Source organism: Streptomyces sp. NPDC050617, from assembly GCF_040654795.1.
Taxonomy (GTDB): domain Bacteria; phylum Actinomycetota; class Actinomycetes; order Streptomycetales; family Streptomycetaceae; genus Streptomyces.
Genome location: NZ_JBFAIS010000030.1, coordinates 1 through 22,505, shown reverse-complemented (window position 1 = coordinate 22,505; position 22,505 = coordinate 1). Strand labels below are relative to the sequence as shown.

The 22,505-nt window shown below is 69.1% G+C and carries 18 protein-coding genes and 3 pseudogenes; 10 read left to right on the top strand and 11 right to left on the bottom strand.

Annotation, left to right across the window (positions count from 1 at the left end):
- Positions 1-116 precede the first annotated feature (116 nt).
- Positions 117-1,112, bottom strand: coding sequence for an alpha/beta hydrolase (locus AB0I49_RS31025; RefSeq protein WP_363230459.1), 996 nt, complete (start codon positions 1,110-1,112; stop codon positions 117-119).
- 553 nt (positions 1,113-1,665) lie between these two features.
- Here AB0I49_RS31025 and AB0I49_RS31020 point away from each other — a divergent pair.
- The 8 genes and pseudogenes from AB0I49_RS31020 to AB0I49_RS30985 all read left to right on the top strand — a co-directional run bounded on the left by AB0I49_RS31020 (position 1,666) and on the right by AB0I49_RS30985 (position 9,327).
- On the top strand, positions 1,666-2,352 hold the full coding sequence (locus AB0I49_RS31020; RefSeq protein WP_363230458.1) for a TetR/AcrR family transcriptional regulator: 687 nt from the start codon (positions 1,666-1,668) through the stop codon (positions 2,350-2,352).
- A gap of 351 nt (positions 2,353-2,703) precedes the next feature.
- Positions 2,704-3,549: pseudogene (locus AB0I49_RS31015) on the top strand (FAD-binding protein); the annotation flags it as partial.
- 491 nt (positions 3,550-4,040) lie between these two features.
- A pseudogene (locus AB0I49_RS31010) lies at positions 4,041-4,238 on the top strand (GMC oxidoreductase); the annotation flags it as partial.
- Positions 4,239-4,416: 178 nt separating this feature from the next.
- Entirely contained in the window at positions 4,417-4,827 is a 411-nt protein-coding gene (locus AB0I49_RS31005) for a hypothetical protein (RefSeq protein WP_363230556.1), read from the top strand.
- Positions 4,824-5,465, top strand: a complete 642-nt coding sequence (locus AB0I49_RS31000) for an aldehyde dehydrogenase family protein (RefSeq protein WP_363230551.1) — start codon at positions 4,824-4,826, stop codon at positions 5,463-5,465. Before AB0I49_RS31005 ends, AB0I49_RS31000 begins: the two co-directional genes overlap by 4 nt.
- A gap of 26 nt (positions 5,466-5,491) precedes the next feature.
- Positions 5,492-5,857, top strand: coding sequence for an aldehyde dehydrogenase family protein (locus tag AB0I49_RS30995; protein ID WP_363230457.1), 366 nt, complete (start codon positions 5,492-5,494; stop codon positions 5,855-5,857).
- 51 nt (positions 5,858-5,908) lie between these two features.
- Entirely contained in the window at positions 5,909-7,570 is a 1,662-nt protein-coding gene (locus AB0I49_RS30990; protein ID WP_363230456.1) for an AMP-binding protein, read from the top strand.
- 347 nt (positions 7,571-7,917) lie between these two features.
- Positions 7,918-9,327 (top strand): annotated as a pseudogene (locus AB0I49_RS30985) (IS701 family transposase).
- Positions 9,328-9,639: 312 nt separating this feature from the next.
- Here AB0I49_RS30985 and AB0I49_RS30980 read toward each other — a convergent pair.
- The 9 genes from AB0I49_RS30980 to AB0I49_RS30940 all read right to left on the bottom strand — a co-directional run bounded on the left by AB0I49_RS30980 (position 9,640) and on the right by AB0I49_RS30940 (position 20,500).
- A complete protein-coding gene (locus tag AB0I49_RS30980) occupies positions 9,640-9,900 on the bottom strand; it encodes a hypothetical protein (RefSeq protein ID WP_363230455.1) in 261 nt (86 codons plus the stop codon).
- A gap of 450 nt (positions 9,901-10,350) precedes the next feature.
- Positions 10,351-13,914: a hypothetical protein gene (locus AB0I49_RS30975; RefSeq protein WP_363230454.1), complete on the bottom strand. Its 3,564-nt coding sequence runs from the start codon at positions 13,912-13,914 to the stop codon at positions 10,351-10,353.
- A gap of 182 nt (positions 13,915-14,096) precedes the next feature.
- Positions 14,097-15,167, bottom strand: coding sequence for a hypothetical protein (locus tag AB0I49_RS30970; RefSeq protein ID WP_363230453.1), 1,071 nt, complete (start codon positions 15,165-15,167; stop codon positions 14,097-14,099).
- Between the two features lie 159 nt (positions 15,168-15,326).
- Positions 15,327-15,422 (bottom strand): hypothetical protein, encoded by a 96-nt coding sequence (locus tag AB0I49_RS30965; protein ID WP_363230550.1) that lies wholly within the window; start codon positions 15,420-15,422, stop codon positions 15,327-15,329.
- Complete coding sequence (locus AB0I49_RS30960; protein WP_363230452.1) at positions 15,419-15,892, bottom strand: RICIN domain-containing protein; 474 nt, start codon at positions 15,890-15,892, stop codon at positions 15,419-15,421. The genes AB0I49_RS30965 and AB0I49_RS30960 overlap by 4 nt, the downstream gene beginning before the upstream one ends.
- A gap of 108 nt (positions 15,893-16,000) precedes the next feature.
- On the bottom strand, positions 16,001-16,555 hold the full coding sequence (locus tag AB0I49_RS30955) for an RICIN domain-containing protein (RefSeq protein WP_363230451.1): 555 nt from the start codon (positions 16,553-16,555) through the stop codon (positions 16,001-16,003).
- Between the two features lie 44 nt (positions 16,556-16,599).
- A complete protein-coding gene (locus AB0I49_RS30950) occupies positions 16,600-18,039 on the bottom strand; it encodes an AbfB domain-containing protein (protein ID WP_363230450.1) in 1,440 nt (479 codons plus the stop codon).
- 1,854 nt (positions 18,040-19,893) lie between these two features.
- Positions 19,894-20,145, bottom strand: coding sequence for a hypothetical protein (locus tag AB0I49_RS30945; RefSeq protein ID WP_363230449.1), 252 nt, complete (start codon positions 20,143-20,145; stop codon positions 19,894-19,896).
- A 196-nt stretch (positions 20,146-20,341) separates the two neighbouring features.
- The gene (locus AB0I49_RS30940; RefSeq protein WP_363230448.1) at positions 20,342-20,500 is read right to left on the bottom strand and encodes a hypothetical protein; all 159 of its coding nucleotides are present in this window, start codon (positions 20,498-20,500) and stop codon (positions 20,342-20,344) included.
- Between the two features lie 163 nt (positions 20,501-20,663).
- Here AB0I49_RS30940 and AB0I49_RS30935 point away from each other — a divergent pair, with 163 nt between their 5' ends.
- Positions 20,664-21,455 carry a hypothetical protein gene (locus AB0I49_RS30935; protein ID WP_363230447.1) on the top strand — a complete coding sequence of 264 codons (792 nt, stop codon included), beginning with the start codon at positions 20,664-20,666 and terminating at the stop codon, positions 21,453-21,455.
- Positions 21,456-21,552: 97 nt separating this feature from the next.
- Here the strand turns inward: AB0I49_RS30935 and AB0I49_RS30930 are convergent, their stop codons facing one another.
- On the bottom strand, positions 21,553-21,873 hold the full coding sequence (locus tag AB0I49_RS30930) for a DUF6191 domain-containing protein (RefSeq protein WP_363230446.1): 321 nt from the start codon (positions 21,871-21,873) through the stop codon (positions 21,553-21,555).
- A gap of 234 nt (positions 21,874-22,107) precedes the next feature.
- Here AB0I49_RS30930 and AB0I49_RS30925 point away from each other — a divergent pair, with 234 nt between their 5' ends.
- Positions 22,108-22,434 carry a hypothetical protein gene (locus AB0I49_RS30925; protein ID WP_363230445.1) on the top strand — a complete coding sequence of 109 codons (327 nt, stop codon included), beginning with the start codon at positions 22,108-22,110 and terminating at the stop codon, positions 22,432-22,434.
- Positions 22,435-22,505: the final 71 nt, after the last annotated feature.

Genomic DNA, 22,505 nt, shown 5'->3' with positions numbered 1-22,505 from the left:
GTGCAACACCGACCAGTACGTCGAATGCTCCCAGTCGATCGCAGAGTCGGACGACGCACGAGCCGCGCAGGACCACGTCGGGGCGGCGCGAGCCTGACGCTCGCCGAACGTCCGGGTCAACCGCCGTACGCGGCAGCGTAGTCGGGCAGTGGCGGCTCGGCGCTCACCTTGTCCCCGCCGAACAGCAGTCCGTCGACCAGAGCCGCGGCGATCTCGGCCACCTCCGTCGCACGGGGAGGCACCGCACGCGGCATGAACGGGTTGAGGCACAGCGACAGCTTGTTGTGGAGACGCGACGGCACGGCGGGCCCCGGGTGCTTGAGCGCGTCCAGGACCAGGGCATAGCCGACCGAGTCGCTGAGGATCGTGACGTGGTCGGCGATCCGTGCCGGACACACATCCTGCAACGCGATGTTGGCCGCGCCGGGCAGCCTGCTCGCCTTGGGCTGCGGGAACACCGCCTCGTCGAGGGCCGTGGTGTAGACAGAGGTCACCGAGGCGTTCGCGGGCATCGGCGCCTTCTGCATGGCGCGCATGAAATGCGAGTCCAGGCTGGCGCGCCAGGCCGCCTTGGTGCACCAGTTCGTGGCGCACAGCGTGTTGCCGAGCCCGGTACCCCGCATGGCCCCGGCCAGCGAGACGACGTCTTCGGCGTGCGCGGCCACGTCGGGCCAGAACTTCGTGGCCCAGGTCACGAGCGAGCCGCCTTCGCTGTGCCCGATCATCGCGATCTTGCGCCCCGAACGCTCGTAGGCGTACCGGGCCGCATACACCACGTACTCGACCGAGATCACCGGGTCGATGACCCCGCGACTGGGCAGGGCGACGGTGCAGACTCCGTACCCCTCATCGGGCAGGGCGCGCTGGTAGTTCCAGTCCCAGTAGCCCTCGGGCTGACCGCCGATGCCATGTACCAGAAGCACGGCCTGCTTGCCGGACGACGGAGTGACGGACGGGTCGCAGGACACCGCGTCGCGCAGCGCGGACTCCGGCTGGGTGAGCGGCGGGCCCTCGTCGGCGGTATCCGCCCGGGCGAGCGGGCTGAGGGATCCGGCGAGCACGGCGCCGAGGGCGGCGGCGACGGCAGCGACCTGCCTGAGGGTTTTGATCATGTTCGGCCTCACTTCGTCGTGGGCTGTGGCGCGCATCACCGTAGAATTGACCGACCGTACAGTCAATGATCGCGCCGTAAGATACTGACCGCCCGTACGGTCATGCGCAGGCCATGGGACGCTCACCGGGGACCTCGGCCGCGCTCGGCGGCTACGGCTCCACCACGACCGCGCGGCATGAGCCAGTGGGCACCGTCACCGCGTTCATGTCGCGCCCCTCCCGCAGCCCTTCACCGCCGCCGAACTCGCCTTCGCCACGGGCTCCGGCGTCGCCGCCAGCGCACACCCGAAACTGTCCTGGGCACCCGACAGCCACGGACCGGCCGAGCGCCATGCGAGCCGCACGCCGCGCCGGCACCCGTCGGGGGCCGGTCGCGAGTCATGGCCGGGGAGGCGGAGACGGGCCGGCTCGTCGCGCTGTACCGCACCAGCGTCCGGTTCACCCGGGCCTTCGACCGTACGGACGGCCTTGACCGTACGGACAGCCGGCTCGCGCGGTAGCCTGGACGACCCCCGGAATGGGTGCACGGGCGGATCGTAGAGGAGCGGGAACGTGGCCACGAAGCGCAGGGGCATCCCGGCTGCGGGCAAGTCGGTGCAGATCCTGGAATCCTTTACCCGGCGGGTGGCCCAATCCGGCTACGCCGGCACGAACTTCGGTGACATCGCCGAAGAGCTGGGCATCTCCAAGGGCACGATCGTGCACCACTACGGCACCAAGGACCGCCTGCTCGCCGTGCTCCACGAGTCGTACATGCGGCGCCGCCTGGCCGAGGCCCGGCGCATCCTTGAGTGCCTGCGCAAACCGGCCGATCAACTGGCGGGCCTGCTCTACGCGTTCGTGCGCTACCAGGTGCACGACCGGCACGCCACCGTCGCCTTCCAGCGCGAGAGCGTCCGCCTGGCCGGGCAGGAGATGCACGCCGAGGGCGACCGGCTGCGCGATGAGTACGTGGAACTCGTCCGCGGCGTCATGCGGGACGGAGCCCAGTCCGGTGTGTTCCGCGAGACGGACGTACCGGTGCAGAGTTTGCTGCTGTTCGGTTCGGCGCAGTGGGCCTGGACGTGGTTCGATCCCGAGGGCGAGAAGAGCGTCGACGAGATCGGCGCCGCCTTCGTGGACCTGGTCCTCGGCAGCCTCCTGATCCGCCGCACCGCACTCGCCCGGCTCAGCGATCCCGACGGCAAGGTCGCCGAGACGGTCCGCACCTGCCTCGCGGAGGCGGCCGCCTCCTCCTGACGACTCGGCTCTGCCGCGGCCGCTGCCAGGAACTCCTCATCACGCGCCCGAGCGATCCGGGAGCAGCGCGGCAAAACGATCCGCGGCCTCCCGCACGCGCGCCGCGAACCGGCTTGGCGCCCACGCCCTCTGTCAGCCCCTCCGGGCCACACCACGAGGCCCCCCCATGGGCGAGCAGAGCCCGACAGACGACTGACTCTTCACCCCGTGAACCAGGTGGACTCTGCCCGTCAGCGCACGCCGCCCACCTTGACGAGAGTTTCGGACGGACAGAGACTGTTATTCCCTCGACGCCGACCGTTCGTACGGTCCGCGCGTGAGACCGACGGGCGCCTCGAGCAAGGGATACGCATGGGATCTCGTAGCGGGCAAGAGCGCGAAGACGGCTTCGACTGCGACTGGGTCGTGATCGGTTCCGGCTTCGGCGGCAGCGTGGCCGCCCTACGGCTCGCCGAGCGCGGATACCGGGTCTGCGCCCTGGAGGCCGGGCACCGCTACCCCACCTCCGAACTCCCCGCCTCAACTTGGGACTTGCGCCGCTACTTCTGGATGCCACGGTTCGGCCTGCGTGGCATCCTGCGGGTCAGCGCCTTCCGCAACGTGTCGATCATCGGCGGCGCCGGGGTCGGCGGCGGCAGCCTCGTCTACGCCCAGACCCTGTACCGGGCCGGCGAGGCATTCCGTGAGCACCTCGACATAGCGGTGGGCGAACACGTCGATCTGGACCGCTACTACGCCATAGCGGAGCGGATGCTCGGCGTCGTCGACACCCCCGTCGCCTCCCCGCGCGACGCCATGGCCCGCGCCGCCGCCGACGATCTCGGCCTGCCGCCCGACCGCTTCCGCACCACCCGCATCGACGTGTTCCGCGGCACAGCGGGCGTCACCGTACCTGACCCGTACTTCGGCGGCGAGGGCCCCGCACGCACCGGCTGCACCGACTGCGGACGCTGCATGGTCGGCTGCCGCGTCTGCGCCAAAAACACCCTCGACAAGAACTACCTATGGCTCGCCGAACGGCGCGGCGCACGCATCGAACCAGACCGCGAGGTCACCGACATCGCCCCGCTGAGCACCGCCGACGGCTCGGACGGATACGCGGTCACCGCCTGCCGCCCCGGCGCCGCCATGCGCCGCGGCACGCAAGTGCTGCGCGCTCGCGGTGTGGTCGTCGCGGCGGGTGCGGTGGGCACGGCCCGGCTGCTCGCCGCCTGTCGCCACCGCGGCTCGCTGCCCGCACTGAGCGAGCGACTCGGCCAGGGCGTGCGCACCAACGCCGAGTCGATCTGCGCGCTCACCGCCCGCGACCCGAACGCCGACCTCAGCAAGGGCGTCGCCGTCTCCGGCAGCCCGCAGGTCACCGACGACATGCATCTCGAACCGGTCGGCTACGGCGGCGCCGCCGACTCCATGGGGCTGCTGTTCGTCCCCCTCAGCGGCGACGGCACTCGGCTGCCCCGGCCGCTGGGCCTGCTGAGGGAGATGCTGCGTCGCCCTGTGGACCTGCTGCGCTGCGCCAACCCCCGTGGCTGGTCAAGGCGTTCGATGCTCATCGGTGGCATGTGGACGCAGGACGGCGCGCTCAGGTTCGTCGCCCGACGGCGCCTCCTCGGACGCGGCGTGCGGCTGACCAGCAGGCCCGACCCCGACCACCCCAACCCCACCTTCCTGCCCGAGACGTACGCGTCATGTACGCGTTCGTACGCCGGCTCGCCGAGAAGTACGGCGCGATTCCGCAGATCTGGGCCATCGATCCGTTCAACGTCCCCTTCACCGCGCACATCCTGGGCGGTGCCGTCATCGGAACCAGCCCCGACACCGGCGTCATCGACAGCCGCCACCGCGCCTTCGGCTACCACAACCTCCTGGTCACCGACGGCGCTGCCGTGCCCTGCAACCCCGGCACCAACCCCAGCCTGACCATCACCGCACTCGCCGAGCGAGCCATGGCCGCCGTCCCCGCAAAGGACGGATCCCGCCGCGAGGGCGGGATCGGGCATGAGACGCCGGCCGCGTACTGCCCCCCATACCTCCGCCGCCTCCACTCTCCCGGAAGGGTGCTCCATGCCGTACTTCGCCGACGCCGCCGAGGTCTACCGATACATCGGCGGGGCCTTCCGCCTCGCCGCCGACCACCCCGAGGCCGGGCCCCGCCAGCGCGCCGTCGGCGCGACCCTGCGCATCGAGTATTGCGACCCGGCCGCCACCCTCACCCTGCGAATGCGCGCCGAAGGCGTCGAGATCATCGAGGGGCAGAGCGACCAGCCGGCGGACATTCATCTGAGCATGACCGCGGACAACGGCAATCGGTTCTGGCGCGGCGAGTACAACGCCGCCCTCGGCCTCGCCAAGGGGGAGGCCCGCGCCCGCGGACCCATCGCGAAGATCCTCAAGGTGCTGCCCGCCGCCAAGCCCGCCTTCCCCCTCTACCGCAAGCTCGTCGCAACCAAGGAGCGGGCAGGGGAAGCGAGGTGACAGCCCTTCATTCGGCGAACAGCAGCACGGCCGTCGGACACTTCCGCATGTTCATCGGCGGGGAATGGGTCGACACGGACGAACACTTCGAGATCCGCAGCCCGGCCACCGAGGAATTGGTCGCCACCGTCGCCCGCGACGACGTCGCTCACGCCGACCGGGCCGTCGCCGCCGCCGCATCGGCCCACCGGGCCGGCATATGGCACCTGACTCCGCCCGCCGAGCGCGCCGCGGTGCTGCGCAAGGTCGCCGATCGGTTCGCCGAACGCTCCGTCGAACTGGCCGAGCTGGACGCCCGCGAGCTCGGGGCGACGATCCGGCTCGCCGAACCGATGCACTTCGGCGCGGCGCTGCCGCACATGCAGTACCTCGCTGATCTGACGGCCCGCTATGAGTTCGAGCAGGGCGGCCCTCTGGTCGGCCCGGTGCTCGCCTCGGGCCGAGTGCGGCGCGAGGCGATCGGGGTCTGCGCGGCGATCGTGCCGTGGAACATCCCGCTGCCCCTGGCCGTCTGGAAGGTCTTCCCGGCGCTCGGCGCGGGCAACACGGTCGTCGTCAAGCCGGACGAGCACGCGCCGCTGATGGTGCTCGAACTGGCCCGCGAGTTCGAGGCCGCGGGGCTGCCGCCGGCGCGCTGAACATCGTCACCGACGTCCACCCGCACATGCGGATCGCCCGGGAGGAGGTCTTCGGCCCGGTCGTCGCGGTCCTCGCCTACGACACCGACGAGGAGGCCGTCGCCCTCGCCGACGACAGCGAGTACGGGCTGTCCGCCGGGGTGTGGAGCAGCAACGCGCGACGCGCCTTCGACGTCGCCGAGGCTCTCGAATCCGGGATGGTGTGGATCAACGACTGGCATCTGGCACCGCCCGAGTACCCGTTCGGCGGCGTCAAGCAGAGCGGCCTGGGCCGCGAGGGCGGTCCTGGCGCGCTCGACGAGTACACCAAGGCCAAGTTCATCTCGTACGACCTGTCCGGCGGTCTCGACGGAAAGATGTACGGCCTCGTGCTCGGCACCCCGCCCGACTGACCGCCTCTGCTGGCGTCACCGTCCGCACAGGTGAAGGCAAGGAGGCACCGCGTGCAAGGCGCAGAAGCGCCCCGGACCCTGCCGGAGGCGTTCCAGCGCACGGCAGTCGTTCGGCCCGATGCTGTGGCGCTGCGCGCGTACGGCATCGACACGGCGCTGACCTGGGGCGCGTACGCCACGCACGTCCGACGCATCGCAGGCGGCCTCGCCGCGCTGGGCGTGCGGCGCGGCGACACCCTGGCCCTGATGCTCACCAATCGTCCCGAGTTCCATCTGGCGGAGGCTGCCGCCTCCCATCTGGGCGCCCCCACGTTCTCCGTCTACAACACCAGCTCTGTGGAGCAGATCGGCCACCTGCTGAACCACGCCGGGGCCCACGTGATCGTCACCGAACGGCAGTTCACGGAGCTGGTGAAGGGGGCCGCCGGGACGGTCAAGCAGATCCTCGTCGTCGAAGACGGCGACTTGGAGCGGCTGAGCCCGCGGCCCGACTTCGACTTCGAGGCGACGTGGCGGGCCGTCACCGCGGACGACGTCCTGTGCCTGATCTACACCTCCGGCGCTACCGGCCCGCCCAAAGCCGCCGAACACACCCACCGCGGCGTGCTCGCCATGGCAGAGGACATCGCCGGCGCCTTTCCGATGCGCAACGACGACATCGCGCTGTCGTATCTGCCGGCCGCCCACGTTGCCGACCGGTTCCTCAACCAGTACTTCGCCATGCTGCACGGCGTGGAGGTCGTCACCCTCGCCGACGCGAGTCGACTGGCTCCCGCGCTGGCCGAGATCAGGCCGACGACGTTCGCCGCCGTCCCCCGTATCTGGGAGAAGCTCCACGTCCGTGTCCAGGGCATGCTGGCCGCCGACCCGCAACTCGCCGCAGCCTTCGCAGCGGGCACCGAACCGGCCCTGGCCACGCTGCGCACCCGCCTCGGCCTCGACCGGATGCGCTGGGCCCTGTCGGGCGCGGCCGCGATCGTCCCCGACACGTGGGCGTTCCTGCGACGGCTAGGGGTGCCGGTGAGCGAGGTGTGGGGCATGTCGGAGTGCGGCCTCGCGATGGGCGTCCCACCCGAGCAGGCGCGGATCGCGACGGTCGGAATCCCCTTCCCCACTGTCGAGACGAAGGTGTCCGACGGCGGTGAGCTGCTCATCCGTACGCCGTTCCGGATGAAATGCTACCGAGGCGATCCCGAACGCACGGCGACCCTGTTCGACGAGGACGGGTGGCTGCACACCGGCGACGCGGTGACGGTGGACGACGACGGCTACGTACGGATCGTCGGCCGCGTCAAGGAACTGATCATCAACGCGGCCGGCAAGAACATGTCGCCCATCAACATCGAGAACGCGATCATCGGCACGTCACCGCTGATCGGCAGCGTGGTGGCGGTCGGCGACGCCCGTCCCTACAATGCCGCCCTCATCGCCCTCGACCCCGCGACGGCCGCGACGCGTGCGGCGCAGTTCGGCCTGGCCCCGGACCCGGCGCTCCTCGCCATCGACGAGCGGATCGTGGCGGAGGTACGGGCGGGCGTCGACGCGGGCAACACGCGCCTGTCGCGTGTCGAACAGATCAAACGGTTCGTTGTACTGCCCTCGTACTGGCTGCCTGGAGGCGACGAACTCACCACGACGATGAAGCTCAAGCGGCACCCGATCCATGTCAAGTACGCGGCGGAGATCGAAGAGCTGTACGCGGCGGAACGGTAGCGACCAGGCCCCTCGGCCCGACGGTGCCGACGGACACGCCGCCCGGCACGCGCACCTTGGGGATGCGATCTGTGCTCTGCGCGCCAGGGCACATCGCCGCTCAAGTCGCCCGCCGAGGTGCCCCGCTGCCTCCACGACTTCTGATGACTCCGCGTCCGCCGAAAACGCCGAGCCGACATCTGCGAATCCCTTATCCAATCATTCTGGTACCTCATCACCCGCCCGCGATCGGGGACTTTCCGGCTACCGACCTGCTACCGGTAGTCCGTTAAACGCGGTGGTAGCGGGGCTTGACGTCTGCTCAGGGTGCTCGTGGAGCGGGAAGGGAGGATTGCCCCGGAGGAGCGATGACTGAGCGACGTGTCTGCCCGCCCGCGCCGGGCCCGCTGGAGGAGTACGCGGCCCGCTTTGATGACCTGTTGGTCTCGCTGGCTCAGCGGCGCGGTCTGCGCGAGTATCTGACTGCTCTGCTGGCGCCCCGCGACCGCAACAAGACGCTGACCTGCCTGGCCGGCGCCGCGCCGGTGACCGGTTCGAAGGACGCAGCCGTGCAGCGCCTGCAGTTCTTCCTGTCGGAGTCCACCTGGGACGACGTGAAGGTGAACGACCGGCGCCTAGAGTTGATCCGCGCCGATCCGGCTACCGCCCCGCACGATCAGGGGGTGCTGGTCATCGACGACTCCGGGGACCGCAAGGACGGCACGGCGACCGCGCATGTCGGCCGCCAGCGGCTGGGCCGGCTGGGCAAGACCGACAACGGCATCGTCACGGTCACCACGGTGTGACCCGACGGAGGCGTGTACTGCCCGCTGCACGCGCAGCCGTACACGCCCGCCCACCACTTCGCACGTGGTCGAGCCGACCCCGGCTTCCGCACCAGACCACAGATCTCAGCAGCCCTCGCCGGCCAAGGCAAACAGGCGGGCTTCGCCTGCCGGGCCGTGGTCGCCGACTGCGCATACTCGGTCAGCGACGACTGGTATCTGGCACTGCGCGAGGCCGGACTTCCCTATATGGTGGCGCTCAAGCCGCACCGGGGCACCTGGGCCCACGCCGACGAGCCACACACCCCGATCGACGCCGCCCGCGCCCTGACCGGGACCGACCCTGACCATCCAGGCGACTGGACGCCGGTCGAACGGCGCTTTCGCGAACGGCACACTGAGACCTGGTGGGCCGTCGACGCGCGCCTGGGCGGCTACGGCCCCGACAGCGCGTGCCGCCTGGTCGTGGCCACCACCGACCCGGGCCTCCTGCCGGAGAAGGCCACCTGGTACCTGGCCACCAACCTGCCCCGTCCCGACGCCCCGCACGCCACCACCAGTACGCACCCGCCGGCCGACCTCGCCGAGGTCGTCCGGCTCTACGGGCCGCGGCCGTGGATCGAGCAGAGCTACAAGCAGATCAAGGTTGAGCTCGGCTGGGCCGACTTCCAGGTCCGCTCGGCGAGGGCCATCCACCGGCACCAGACCCTGCTCAACTGTGCCTTCTCCTTCTGCTGGGACCAGTGGTTCGCCCCGCCCGGACCGCTGGACGTCACCGCGCCCGAGCCCCGCCCCGACGAAGGCGCAGAGAGGGGGCCCCACCACGCCCCACCAGCCCCAACCGCCCTGCTGGCCCAGGGCCTCACGAGCAGTCCGCACCTGGCTCACCCCTGCGACCACCATGACCCGCTGGTGGCGGGCCTGGACCGACAAAGACCCGCCGTCCGAGCTTCAAGCCCTCCTCGACGCGGTCACCACCAGCAGACCCCTTGATCTCTACCACCGCATTTAACGGACCACCGGTAGTTGCAGCTCTGCAGGCCAAACGCGGTTTCATGCAGAAGAACCCGGCCCGAGGAAGTCTCAGCCTTCTACACCTCCCCAGGTCAGAAGGGCGCTCTCACCACAACTCCAATGAGAACGCACAGCCGGTAATACTGGCGCAGATGGAAACGAGCAGCGGGCTGGACAGGGTGATCCTGTCCAGCCCGCTGCTCTATGGTCGGCCAGGCATCCCTGCACGAAGCCCACCGAGCGCATCAGCACCGTCCGCGATAGCCGAAAAGAACGCGATCCAAAGAGGACTTACTCCTCCATCCGCTCCAGAATCAGATCATTTTCGGAATCGATTTCTTGGTCAGCAGTGAGGTGGATATGCATCCCACCACTTACACCCTCCTGCGCTAGTGTAAGAAGATGACGCGCCAGTGACGTTAGTCCCGCCCGGTTGGCTTTGATGAGAACTTCCGATCGATCCGCGGAGACCGCGATCTCAAACCCTTCATCCCACGAGAATCGCAACCCGTCATCAGGTCGATAGTCGGGAATAACAACTACTTGCTCCATGGCGTTCTCCTAACTGACTGACCGCTGCATGCCGCCCCGGCAATCCACTCCCTCGGACAGCAGAGCAACTAGAATTACCCTACTCCAGATAGATGTGCCGATTCTCAACGACCATCATCTTTCCAGGCTTCTTCGGATTGGGGGCTAGGCGCTCGAAATTCATGTGCGGGCCGCCACCGTGTTGCCCAGTGATATCCGATTCGCCCAGCCTTGCAACACGTGTACCGTCCCTCGAAACGTATCGCCCACTCCCCGGCACAGGCTCCGTATATCCAGAACCAAGCCACTTCTCCGCCGAATCGAGCGCATCGTTCTTGAGTATGCGGGTTCCATCCACCGGATGACCCTCGCCATCATACTTGCGCATCGAGGTCCACGGACAACTTACGTTAGCGATCGCTCGCGCCTTGGTCTTTCCAGCCCCCGCGTCAGCAGCCAGAACCTGCTGTCCTATGCGTACTTCCTGGATCGGCCTACGCGGGCCATCGTCCAGGAGCGTCGACACTGCCGTCGTGACGCTATTGACCATGCTTTTTTTACCGAGCACTGAGGAGCCCTATAGAAATCTTCAAGGGTTTTTCGCCCTCTATCTATCACTTTCTTCGCTATAGCAGATTCATCGAGAAACTTCCCCATTCCGCCAACAATACGAGCGACGGTCTTGGAGAGCTCGGGAAGCTTCTTGATGACAGTAAGGGCTTTACCCCACGGAAGAGCTCCGATAGCCGTCCAGAAGCAGCTTTCAACATTACCCTCGGTGAAACACTTCTTGATGTCTTCAAGTCCGATGAGCTCCTCAAGGATCTCGCCGCCGTTTTCCATCAGGAATTCAGCGATAGTCTTGTCCGCCTTGAGTGCATCCGCGTACTCTTCGGGTGATGAGCCTTTCGTTTTGAGCACCCACTCGTCCAGTCGAGTCAACGCAGAAGCGCCGCTCTTGCCGTCCTGTTTGGCAGCTGCTTCGCGACGCTTGCGTTCCTGTTCCCGCTCGTACGTCTCGGCCTTTTCGGCTGCCTCGTCGGCTTCGTGGGCGTATTTGTTGGCGTTTTTTGCTGCTTCTTCCGCCGACTTGGCGTGTGTTTCGGCGGATTCGGCGAGCTTGCCGGCGTCGGTGGCGTCCTTCTGTGCCTGGGTTGCGGCGCCCTGGGCGACGGTGGCTTCGTGTTCGGCGAGGTCGGCGGCGCTGTTGGCGGCGGAGGCGTGCTGGTCGGCTTCGGCCGCTGCGCCGCGGGCGCGTGCTGCTTCGGCTTCGGCTTGGTCGGCGGCGTCGCGGGCGGCCGTCGCGTCCTTGTAGGCCTGGCTGGCGGCTTGGCGGGCGAGCTGGGCGTCGGTCTGGGCCTGGGCGTCGGCCTGGTTGGCGCGGGCTGCGGCGGCTCTGGCCTTGGCTCCGTCGGCTGCTGCTTCGGCGGCGGACTTCATGGCTGATGCGGCCGAGCGTGCTGCGTTGGCCGAGGACCTGGCGGCGTCGGCTGCGGCCTGGAAGGCCGGTGCTACCTGGGCGTTGGCCTTCTTGGCTGCGTCTTCGGCGGCTTCGGCGGCCTTGACCGCTTCGGCTGCCTTGGCCTCGGCCGAGTCGACCTGTTCCTGGCCCATCTCCTGGGCGGCCTGGGCCACTTCGGCGGCGAAGTCTGCGTCGACGTCCTTGCCGGAGAAGGGGGCCGTCAGGGCGATGGCGGTGTTGGCGGGGTCGGCGATGCCGGCTGCGGTGCTGCGAGCTGCCGCAGAGGCCTGGAGCGCGATGGTGGCCTGGAGCCGGGCCATGGCGGCTTCGCGGACCGCGCCTTCGGCCTCGTCCTTGGTGCGGTTGGCCGCCTGCAGGGCGTTGTTGGCCTCGGTCGCGGCCAGCCCGGCCAGGCGTGCGGCCTCATGCGCGGCGACGCCGGCGCGGGCTTCCTGAGCGGTGGCTTCGGTGGCGTTGGCGTTGGCCCGCAGGGCTGCGGCGTGGGTGGCTGCGGCTTCGGCCTCGGTCTTGTTCGCTGCCGCGTTGGCGTTGGCGGCGGCGGCTTCGGCCTTGTTGGCGGCGGCGTTGGCCCGTGCAGCATGTGCGGTGGCTTCCGCCGCTGCGGCCCGTGCCCGAGCTGCCGCACCCGCTGCCTCGGTGGCCGCGGAGCGCGCCTGGATCGCCGCGCCGCTGGACCTGTCGGCGGCGTTCTGGGCCTGGCCGGCCGCCGCACCGGCGGTGTCGGCGTCCGCTCGCGCCCCCTCCGCCACGGCCTTGGCCTGAGCGGCTGCTGCGGTGCCCTTGCCCGAGGCCGCCATCGCCTCGAGAGCTTTGGCCCGTGCCTCCTGAGCTTGGTGGTTCTGCTCGGCCTTGAAAGCTTTGTCCCTGGCGTCGCGGGCGTTGCTCTCCTCGCCGCGGGCCCGGTCGTCGGCCTTGGCGGCGATGCCTTCCTTCTCTGCGGCGTCCGCGCGTGCCTTGGCTGCGGTGGCTCCTGCGGCCTGGGCCTCTGCCCGTGCCGCCGTTGCCGTACGGGCTTCGGCCTCCGCACGCGCCCGTGCCGCGGCGGCGTTGTCGCGCTCGTGCTCGGCCCGTTCCCGTGCCTGGGCGGCCAGGTTGCGCTCGCGTTCGGCGATGGTGCGCTGTTCGGCGGCTATCTTCGCCTGTCGCTGGGCCTCGCTCCTGGCTTCCTGGGCCTTCTTGGCGTGGGCCCAGGCTTCTTTCTCGGCCTCCTCGGCCGCGATGCGTGCCTGCTTGGTCCGGGCGGCCGCGCTCGCGGCGGTCTGGGCCTGCTTGTCGGCGGCTTTGGCGAGTTGCGCTGCGGCCTTGGCGTGCTCCTGGGCGTTGGCCCGCCACTTCTCGGCCTGCTGCTCGTGCAGTTCCGCCTGGTTCTTGGAGTTCAGCCCGGCGGCGTCGGCCGCGGTGGCGTCAACGGCGTGCTGGGCGGTCTCGCTGGCCTTGGCGGCCGCGTCCGCTGCCGCCGCCATGCCGGAGGCGACCTCAGCCCACTGGGTGCCGTAGGGCAGTCCGGTGTCGACCAGCACGTCGGCCTGCACCTTGGCCTGCGCGGCTGCGATCTTGGCCCGCTTGGCGGCCTCGACGGCGTATCCGACCTGTCTGGCGACCTCGTCCTTGACCTGGCCGTAGTCGGACAGGGCCTTGCCGGCCCGGTCGGCCGACAGCATACGGTCGGCCTCACGGGCGGCCGATGCCGCTTGGGACATGGCGTTGGACGCTTCCTTGAGCGCCTTCACCGCGTCGCCGTTGACGGCGATCAGCTTGGTACGGGCCTCGGCCGCGCGGGCGGCCTGCCGGGCCAGCTCCCGCAGCTTCTCCGCCGCCTCCTGAGCTTCCTTCTCGGCCTTCTCGTGGGCCGCCCGGGCGTCGGCGTCCTTCTGCGCCGCGACCTGGTAGCCCTTCTCCAGGAACTCCTCGATCTTGGCGTCGTCGTTGGTGGCCAGCGCGGCCTGGGCGGCCTTCTTCACCTCCGGGCCACCGGAGGCGGCCAGCATCTCCACGCGCTTGCGGTTCTTCTCCGCGCGCTCCTTGGCGTTCTGCTCGGTCTTCTCGTCCCGCTGCCGGGCGATCCCGGCGCCGAACGCCAGGAAGTCGGCGCGGTCCCTGGCCGAGCCCTTCAGCGCGTCTTCAACCGCCTGGTTGAAGTGCGGGCCGCCGGTGCCACGCAACGCCTCGATCTGCTGGCGGTTCTTGACATCGGCGGCGTTGTTCTTGTCCTTGGCGCGCTGGCGGGCCTCGGCCTCGCCATGTTCGAGGAACTCCCGGATCGCATTGGGATCGTCGCTCTCCAGGGCCTTCTTGGCGGCCTCGCGGACTTCTTCCTCTTCGTCGAACTCCGCGTAGTCCTCGACCAGTTGCCGATCGCGTTCCGCGCTGATCTTTGCCAGTTCGGACTGCGGCGCGGCTGTCGGCGTAGTCGGCTTCGGCAGGGTGGCGGCCAGACGGTCCAGTGTGGCCAGGGCCTGCGTAGCCGAGGCCGCCTCAGTGCGCGTAGCGGCGGCAGCAGCGGCTTCGCCGGTCGCGCCGCCGAAAACCGCTAGAACGACGGCCGCGGACACGGCCGCTCTCATCGCTCTGACTACGTCATTACGTAACAGTCCGGCCTTTGGCCGGAATCTACCCGTCATGGGAAAGCTCCTCATTGAAATTGGACAGAAAAGCCGCCCTGCCCTGCATTTGGGCGGGGTGGTCGGATTCGGTCGGCCCGCCAATCGGAGGCCAACCGCGTGTGCGGGGCCGCTCAGCCCTTGACGCGGTTCTCACTCTCCCGGGCCCGGTCGAAGATGTCTTTCCAGAACTTCGCCGTTGCGGCCGCCTCCGCCTGCTCCTGGGCCCACGTTTCCTGATTGGCCTCGGCCGGCTCGGTGATGTTCTTCCAGAGCTCGTCCGCGGTCTCCTGGGATACCTTGGCGATGTTCTTCCAGTGCTCCGCCTGAGCAGTGGCGGCAGCCTGTTCCGCCAGCCACGCCTTCTGAGCGGCGTCGGCGTGCTCGGCCACGGACTTCCAGGCACGTTCGGCCTCGGCCCTGGCCTTCGCCGCGTCGGCCGCGCCCCGGACAGCTTCTTCGGCCGCCGTGGCTTCCTCGATCAGGCGGGACAGTGTGTGGTGCCGTCGCGTCTCCGCGTCAGCCATCCGCGTCTGATGAGCCTCCAGGTCCAAGACCGCGCCATTCGTCCAGCCGTAGCCGAAGAACTCCTCGATGTCCGCGTCAGTGGCGCCGGCCCGCAGAGCCCACTGTGCCGCCACCCGTACCTGCTCACCCGGGTCCTGCTCAGCGCGGGCGCGCACGAAGTCACGTTCGCTTGCGGTGACTTCGCGCTGGTGCGCTGTGTCGGCTTCCCTGGTCTCCCGGTCACGCTGTTGGGCTTGGGCGTATCCGGTCTTGACGAACGCGGCCTGGTCGGCAGCAGTGCCCTTCAGCGCACGCTCAGCCGCGATGTGCACTTCGGGGGAGAACGCCATGGTGTGGGTCCGCGCCACCCGTTCGCAGAACGCCTTGTTGCGGGAACGGGCGTCCCGTGTGCGCTGTTTGGCGTAGTCATAGCCGCCACCGGGTGCCAGCCATTCCGCGATCGCCTCGTCCCCACGGGAATTGCGCAGGACGTTCCACGCTGACACGCGTATCTCGGCAGGCAGATGCGACTTCGCCAGTGAGGTGACGTACGCACGCGCCTCCGCGGCCGCATCAGCCACCGTGAGGGGGCCCCGCTCCGATCGCTGGTGGACTGTGACGGTGATTGGCACGCGGGTTTCGGCGAATGCCGGCACCGCTCCCGCGAGACTGCCGCCGCCAGCCAGCAGGCTGACCACCAGTGCCTGTGTGACCCACCTCTGACGACTCACTCCAGAACCTTTCACTGATATGCGTTTCATAGCGTGCTCTCACTGACAAAGGGCAGTTGCCGCATTTGTGGCCTGTCCCCCCCCACCACATTCTTCTGCCGCGCTCTCGCGGCAGGGCGCGAGAGGTCACTTGACCACCTGGATGTGCCACAGCTGGGCATTGGTCTGGTTGCAGTACCACTGCTGTGCTGGCACGCCGTCGCCTGTCTGGGCACCAGCTATGTCCAGGCAGCGGTTTTCTGTGTGGGTGGGGCGCAGCTGGAAGAGGCCTTGTCCTGGTCGACAAGGACGAGCTGCCAGCGCTGCTGCTTGCCGGCGACACACGTCCACTGCTGGACTCTGGCGCCGGCCTTGGTGCTGCTGTTCTCCACCTCGAGGCACTTGCCGCTGGGCACGGAGAGCACCTCGAAGGAGGAGCCGGCGACGGCGACCGTTTGCCACTGCTGGGCGGGGTCCGTGCCGTCGCAGGTTCTCTGCTGTGCCGGCATGCCGTTTCCGGTTTTACCGTGTTCGATTTCCAGGCACTTGCCGCTGTGCGCGGCCTGCAGCTGCACGACCGGTTCCCCGGTGGGGACAGCGGAGAGATAGGTGGCTCCCTCCGCGTGTGCGGTGGCCGCGCCGCCGGCCAGTGCGGCGACGCAGGAGGCCATGGCGAGCGCGGCTCGAGTGATCCGGGACATCGTGGGATCCATTTCTTTTCGATGGGACAAGTGGTGCCCCGACGGTTGGGCACCGCGGTATGCCTGGTGGTACAGAGCCCGCCGAGGCGCGGGGCACGGCTCAGCGGGATTTCCGGGAGGTCAGGGCTTGGCCGGCAGAATCCGCCACCGTTGGGCGAGGGAACCGTTGCAGTACCACGACTGTGCGTTTGCGCCGTCTTCCAAGCTCGCGTTGCTGATGTCCAGGCAACGGTCCAGGGCGTGCGTAGGGCGCAGCTCGTACAGCCCTTCGGCGATCTCGACCATGATCACCTTCCAGCGCTGCTGTGGTCCGTCGGTGCACCACCACTGCTGGACGTTCGAACCGGCTTTCGTGCCGCCGTTCTCCACTTCGAGGCACTTGCCGCTGTGTTTGGCCCGCACCTCGAACGCCGCTGACTCGGTGGGGACAAGCTCGAAGAGCTGATTGGCGAGGCCACCGACGCACGTGGACTGCACCGCGTTCGCGCCGTTGCTGAGGCTGCCCTGCGCGAGAGTGAGGCACTTGCCGCTGTGCGCCGCCTGCAACTGCACGACAGATGACGTGGCCGTCGCAGTACGGGTGATGGCCTCCTCGGCGTGTGCGGGGATCGCACCGCCGGCCAGTGCGGCGGCGCTGACGGCCGTGGCCAGCGCGGCTCGGATGGTCCGAGACATCGGGTGTTCCGTTCTTCTTGAAGGAGGGACTCGGCGGGTGAGGGTCAGTTCGCGAGCGGGGCGGCGATCTTCCAGGTGGCGTCCTGGGCGAAGTCCTTACTGGTTTCGTAGCGGTGCTTGCCGCTCTTGTCCGCCGCCCAGAGGTCGCCCTGGAACTGGCGCAGCCAGCGGCCCGGCTGACTCGCCGACTCGAAGGACGTGCCGGAACCGGCTAGGCCCTTGCGGGCGCACCAAGTGGCGTCCTTGGCGAAGACCGCGCTGCGGTCGTTCGCGGAGATCCGCACCCGGAGGTCCTTCTGCATCAGGTAGTAGCCGGGCTTGCGGACCGACTCGAAGGAGTAACAGCCGGGCTGCATGGCGAGCGAGGGCACGACGACCCAGGTGGCGTCCTCGCGGTCGGGCTGCTGGCCCTCGGCATCGACGGGAGCGAGGAAGGCAGCTCCCCCGTCCGCGCTGGACTGGCGGATGTACCAGCCGGCCTGCTTGCCGCCGCTGGGCTGGAAGGACTGCCGCTTCGCCCGCTCCTGGCTGTCCTCCCGAAGGAAGCGGGCAACGTCCTCGTCGCTGCCGGCCAACGCCTTCTGCGCCGCGGTGACCAGACCGGGGTGCATCCCGGTCTTCTCGGCCCCGGCCTGGATCTCCAGAGCGCGCCGGCGATTGGCGTCGGCGACCTTCTTACGACGGGCCTCGTCGTCACGCTTGTAGGCCTGTTCGGCTCCGGTGTGAATGAACTCCTGCCAGTCCGCCGGAGCGGAGCTGTTCAGCGCCGCCTGGGCCGCCGCGTACAGGTCGGTGTCCCGGGCCTCCGCTGGGACGCTGCGGATCAGTTCGCGGATGAAGTTGTCGTCGCCGAGGCTGAGCATGGCCTCGCTGGGGGTGATGGCGAACAGCGCGGCGACGTTCTTGCGGGCGGCCAGTTCCTTGCGGCGTTGGGCCTCCTCGCGGTTCTTCTCCTCGAGCTCCTTGAGTTCCTTGGCTACATCGCGGTCATGCGCCTCGCGGGCTCCGTTGGCGATGAACTCCCGCCAGTCGGCTGGACTTCCCGTCAAAGCGCGCGCGGCCGCGGCCTGCACCTCGGGCCCCACATCCGGGTGCTTCATGACCTTGCGGATGAAGTTGTCGTCGTTGAGGGCCAGCAGATCCGGGGTGACCGGGATGCCTACCGCGATCAATGCCTGGGCCTTGGCCTGCCGGGCCGCGCGCTCGGCGTCGGCCCGGTCCTGCTCCCGCTGCTTGTCGACCGCGTACGCCTCATGGATGCCGGTGGCGATGAACCGCACATGATCGTCGGCAGAGGTGCTGCCCATGGCCTCCTCGGCGGCTATGCGTACCGCCTCGAGACGTTCGCCGGCGTCCCGGGCTTTCTCCCACAAGGCGAAGATGAAGTCCCGGTCGCTGAGCAGCAGCACATCCGGGCTCGGATCCAGATGGACCACCGACGCCGCATCGACCCGCTGCTCGTCACTGGTACCGATGCCGGCCAAGGTGACCTTCGCACCCGACGGCGCGGCGATCGCAGTGGCCGGTACGGCTACGCCGGTGACCGCGATCAGAGCAGTGGCGGTCGTGATACCGCGCGTAAAGGCGCTCCGCGTACGTGCGGAGGCTGTGTGTCTGTTGCGCATTCTGATTTCAGCAATCCCTTCTACTGTTTCGAATAGGCCCCCGGTAGGGGTGGCCTCATGTGTGCAGTGGCTTTATCGACACATCACGGCAGCGGTTGCTCATGGCTGCGGAAGCCCCGCTTCGCCCAAAAGCGGTGCGCACGCGGCTGGGAGGCAGTCGGAGCGGAGCGTCTTTCCTGTCAGCACCGCAGGCGGCGTCGATCACCCGGCTCTGTAGCCGGTGCCCACCCCTGTCCGCAGCCGTCCGAGGAGCGGTGACATCCTGGACAGCGGCCCGCCCTCGCGGGCACCGGGCGCCGCTTACCGCCAGCGTGAGTAATCGCGGTCGTACGGAATCCGCGCGAGTGCCAGGCACTCACGTCAGTTCAGGAAGAGGAGCAGCTCGAGACCGATGTGCTGGCCGGACTCGTCCTCACATGCCGCCTGAAGGTAGCGACCCCAAGGACGAACTGGAGAAGGGCAGAGGGGGACCAGCCGTGGCAAGGCTGCCGTTCACGGGGGGCTGTCACTTGCTTGGCGTAGACGTCCACCCGCCTGGTGGTGCCGCCTTCCGCGATGCTCGGCCTCGGGGCCGGCCGACCGGTCGGTGGCGTCGACCTTGTCGGACCGCCGGGGCACGACCTTGAAGTCCTAGTGTCGCGTCAGGCCAAAGACGTACGGGTACCGCTGATCGGCGGCATTGGTCGCCCCGAAAGAGAAGTTGATCATGGCCCCAGCGGCGGCCTCGGACGACAGATCGTTCGCGAGGAAAGCCGAGGCCGTGCCCCTCACGCAGCGGTCGGGGCCGTGAACACCATGACGGCCGCTTCCTTGGCTGTGAGAGTTCTCCCTAGGGAATCCTGGGCCAAGGGGCACGATTGTCCCCTCTTCATCTGGGCGTCTTTCGACATCTTCCGGGCCGTGCCCTACTCGGCCGCCTTGACATCGGTGGCCTTCTGAGCGTCGGCCACAGCCCCCCCCTGACCGTCTTCCGCGCCCTGACCTCCCAGCCCCTCATCCTTGGCCGCCTTGTGCTGGGCGAGGCCTGTAGTACTGAGCGAGTGCCTGTCCAAGCGCAGGACATCTAATGCTGACTTCAACTTCTTCAGCCCAACCCCCACGGCAGCAACCACGTCAGCGGTCGATTTCTTCAGCTCGGCGCAGGCCTTCGGCTGATTCAACTTGTGGGGCGCATGTCTGGCATCGGCTAAGGACCGAGCGACGGAGAGCGGTGCGGCGGGGCTGACCACAACGACAGCCACCGCAGGAGCGCGGCGAAGCTTCACTTGATCCTTTTTCTCAGACGGAGGGCAGGTGAAGGCCGTCGCGCCGAATCAGGATCACGCAGCAGCCATGCCGGGGATCATATGGCCAAGATAAAGACCGAAGAAAGCGAAATCTCCGCCCAGCCAGCCCACGACCAACGGCGAACCACCGGACCAAATGGGACGAACACGAATGGTTGCCCCCGCCTACCCTGAAATCTCCATGATCTATTTCACTTCCAGCAAGAGGGCACGGACCTGATCGCCCGTCACCACCCCTCGTCCACACTCAGCGCCACGCACCACAGGCGCTGGAGGCCGGGTCGGCCGGACGCCGGCGAGGAAGACGGCGCCGGGCCGCTGCGGAGACCGTGGCGCTGCTGCGGGCCGCGATGGACCGGGCGAGCTGAGGGCGCGGCACCGCAAGCTGAACGGTTGCTGGCGCGCTCGCGGGCGGAGCGGGCGGGTGTCAGTTGCGGGTGGCGTGGTCGAGGATGGCACACATCCACCCCAGCTCACCATCTTCGATCACGGTGCGGGGGTCGTTGGCAAGCAGCCGCGGGATGCCGGAGACGGCGGCGACCACGGCCAGGAGGCGGACCTGCTGGTCGAGGGTGAACCAGTGCGCTGCCTCGGGCACCGCGTACGGGAGACCGGCAAGCGTCACCATGGTGCTGTCGCCGACGCCGCTCTTGGCCCCGGTCCACGTCGTCGCGGTCACCGGGTTCGAGGTCCGTCATCGCCGCCTCGACGGCGTCGGCGAGGGGGCCGACAATCCACCGGTCGAACTCGGGAGCGGGCAGGGCCCGGAGCCAGGCCGCCGCGGCTTCGGCCAGAGCCTTCGCCTCGCCCTCCCATGGCTGGCGCGGAGCTGGATCGGCGGATTCGACAGGAAGGTTAAAAATCGTCATGTCCGGCTAACGGGCGTGACCGTTGTCGGTCACCGCCATCGACCTCCCGAACGCGGGGAGCGCGGCTAGAAGGCCCAGGAGGACGAGGAGGACAACGGATTCGACCTGTCGTACGACCTCGCCGACACCGCCGCCGAACTCCGCACCCTCACCGAGGTGCTGCACGGGGCCAAGGACCGGATGCGCGCCCTCACCACCGCGCCCCCGCCGCCACACCGGTCAGCAGCCAACCCGGCCCCCACGTCGCCTCCGTCCCGGCCGGTTCTTCCTCCAACCCGCCCGCGGGCACGCTGACCCCGCCGCCCCCGCGCCGTCCCTCCGGGAGCCCATGCCTTCGCCCCGCACCGACCTGTCCGCCTTCGCCGCCGGCCTGGCCGCCCGCCTGCCCGGCCCCTGGACCAGCACCTACCAGCGCCACGCCGCGTACCGGGACCAGTTCCCCCAAGCCGGGCAGCTCTGGGATGCCGGCCTCGTCGACCACGTCGTCAGCACGTACGTCCTCACCCACGACGCCGTCCTCCACGGCCCCGAACACCAGCGGCTCTACGTCACCGACCGCCCCCGGTACCCCCACCAGTTCGTCGTCGCCCCCCTCCACCCCGACGGTGACGGCATCAGACCGCACCACTTCGAGGGCGTCGCGGAACCGGACGGCATCGCCGTCCCCGACGACCCCGCACGCGCCGCCGCCCACATCACCCGCCGACTCCTGCCCCGCTACCAGCAGGCCCTCAACGAGGTGCTCCACCATGCGGCCGAGCAGCCCGAGCCCCCGCACCGGTCCGCCCCGCCGCAGGTCGCCCAGGTCCTGACCCTGACCTACTACGGCGACGGAGCCCTCGGGGCGCCGTACGCGAGCGTGCCCCCCGATGCCCGCACGGCCCTGTACGCCCACGGCTTCCAGTACCACCCTCACCAGGCCGCGTTCCTCCTGCCCGCCGCGTACGGCGAGGACGGCCGCGCCCGGCGCATCCACGCCGTGGCCCGCAAGCTCGCCGCCCGGGGCATCGGCGTGAACCTCCGCCACGCCGCACCGGACACCGCTTCACCCTCCATCACGACGACACGTCCAGCCATCCCCGCGCCCAGCGGCACGTCCACGGCCGCCCGCCACCGCTAGCCGCCTCGCGGCACGCCGGCGTACTCCTCCCGGCCGCGGGTCGGGTCCTGTCTGCTCACTGGCGCCAGGGCCGCCCGGGACGGACGTCCGGCTTGCGCTACCGGCCGGCGTGAGGCATGCGGATGACCGCTGTTCCTGCCTCCAGGTCCACCAGGGTCCTGTTCGGCGGTGCTCCGTCCTCCTCGTCGTCCCGCAGGATGAGCGCCGACTGCCGTTCCTTCAGCTCGCTTTGCTTACCTGGTGAGAAGCTCGCATGAAGCTGCTCGAAACCGGTAGCCGATATCTGCCCCTGTCTGACGCTGTTGCGCCATGGGAGCAGTCCAGCTCGCCCTACGCGCAGCAGCAGTTGGTCGGCGAAGGCGACAACAGTCAACAAGATGACCAGTCCGGGCAAGGTCATGAAGACAACGAAGGCCATACCCCAGTATCCGGGGCAAGCGACCCACGCACACGCTGTCTTCAGCAACAGTCACGCCCCGTCTGCAAGCGCACTGCCCCGAGCGCGGTTCGGCCCCGCCCCGCCCCCCCCCCGCTCGTCTGCTCGGACGCCGCCGCCATTGCGGCACCACGGGCCCCTCCGCCCTGCTCGCCCACAGCTGTCCCGCCCGGCACCGCGTCGACCAGCCCGAGCACCACCGTCCAGGAACCACACATGCAGCACCCCGACTTCGAGCAGTACGACAACGCCGACCGGACCTCCGAACAGATCGCCGCCGCGCACTTCGGCATCGCCACCCGCGACGACCTGCTGCGCCGGGCCCGCCGCGACGCCGCCCCGTTTCTCGCCGAGCACGCCCTGCCCACCGAACCCCTCCCTGCGTCGGACACGGCCCCGTGCCGCGCCGCGCTCGCCGCCGCCCGGACACCCGCCGAAGTCAGCGCCGTCACCCAGCACCTGCTACACGCCGCCCAGCCCGCACTGGCAGCGGTGAGCGACCTCCTCGTAGCCATCGCATGTATTGATCACGAGCGTTGTTGACACCGGCTGGGCTTGATCATGGCGAAGACCTCCGGTGTGGTGGAGGTGTCTAGGCTTCACCACACAACGGA

Excerpts from the sequence above, each read along its gene's own strand:
- AB0I49_RS31025 (WP_363230459.1), bottom strand. The coding sequence starts at position 1,112 with ATGATCAAAACCCTCAGGCAGGTCGCTGCCGTCGCCGCCGCCCTCGGC.
- AB0I49_RS31005 (WP_363230556.1), top strand. The coding sequence starts at position 4,417 with ATGCCGTACTTCGCCGACGCCGCCGAGGTCTACCGATACATCGGCGGG.
- AB0I49_RS30995 (WP_363230457.1), top strand. The coding sequence starts at position 5,492 with ATGCGGATCGCCCGGGAGGAGGTCTTCGGCCCGGTCGTCGCGGTCCTC.
- AB0I49_RS30980 (WP_363230455.1), bottom strand. The coding sequence starts at position 9,900 with ATGGAGCAAGTAGTTGTTATTCCCGACTATCGACCTGATGACGGGTTG.
- AB0I49_RS30960 (WP_363230452.1), bottom strand. The coding sequence starts at position 15,892 with ATGGATCCCACGATGTCCCGGATCACTCGAGCCGCGCTCGCCATGGCC.
- AB0I49_RS30955 (WP_363230451.1), bottom strand. The coding sequence starts at position 16,555 with ATGTCTCGGACCATCCGAGCCGCGCTGGCCACGGCCGTCAGCGCCGCC.
- AB0I49_RS30935 (WP_363230447.1), top strand. The coding sequence starts at position 20,664 with ATGCCTTCGCCCCGCACCGACCTGTCCGCCTTCGCCGCCGGCCTGGCC.
- AB0I49_RS30930 (WP_363230446.1), bottom strand. The coding sequence starts at position 21,873 with ATGGCCTTCGTTGTCTTCATGACCTTGCCCGGACTGGTCATCTTGTTG.
- AB0I49_RS30925 (WP_363230445.1), top strand. The coding sequence starts at position 22,108 with ATGCAGCACCCCGACTTCGAGCAGTACGACAACGCCGACCGGACCTCC.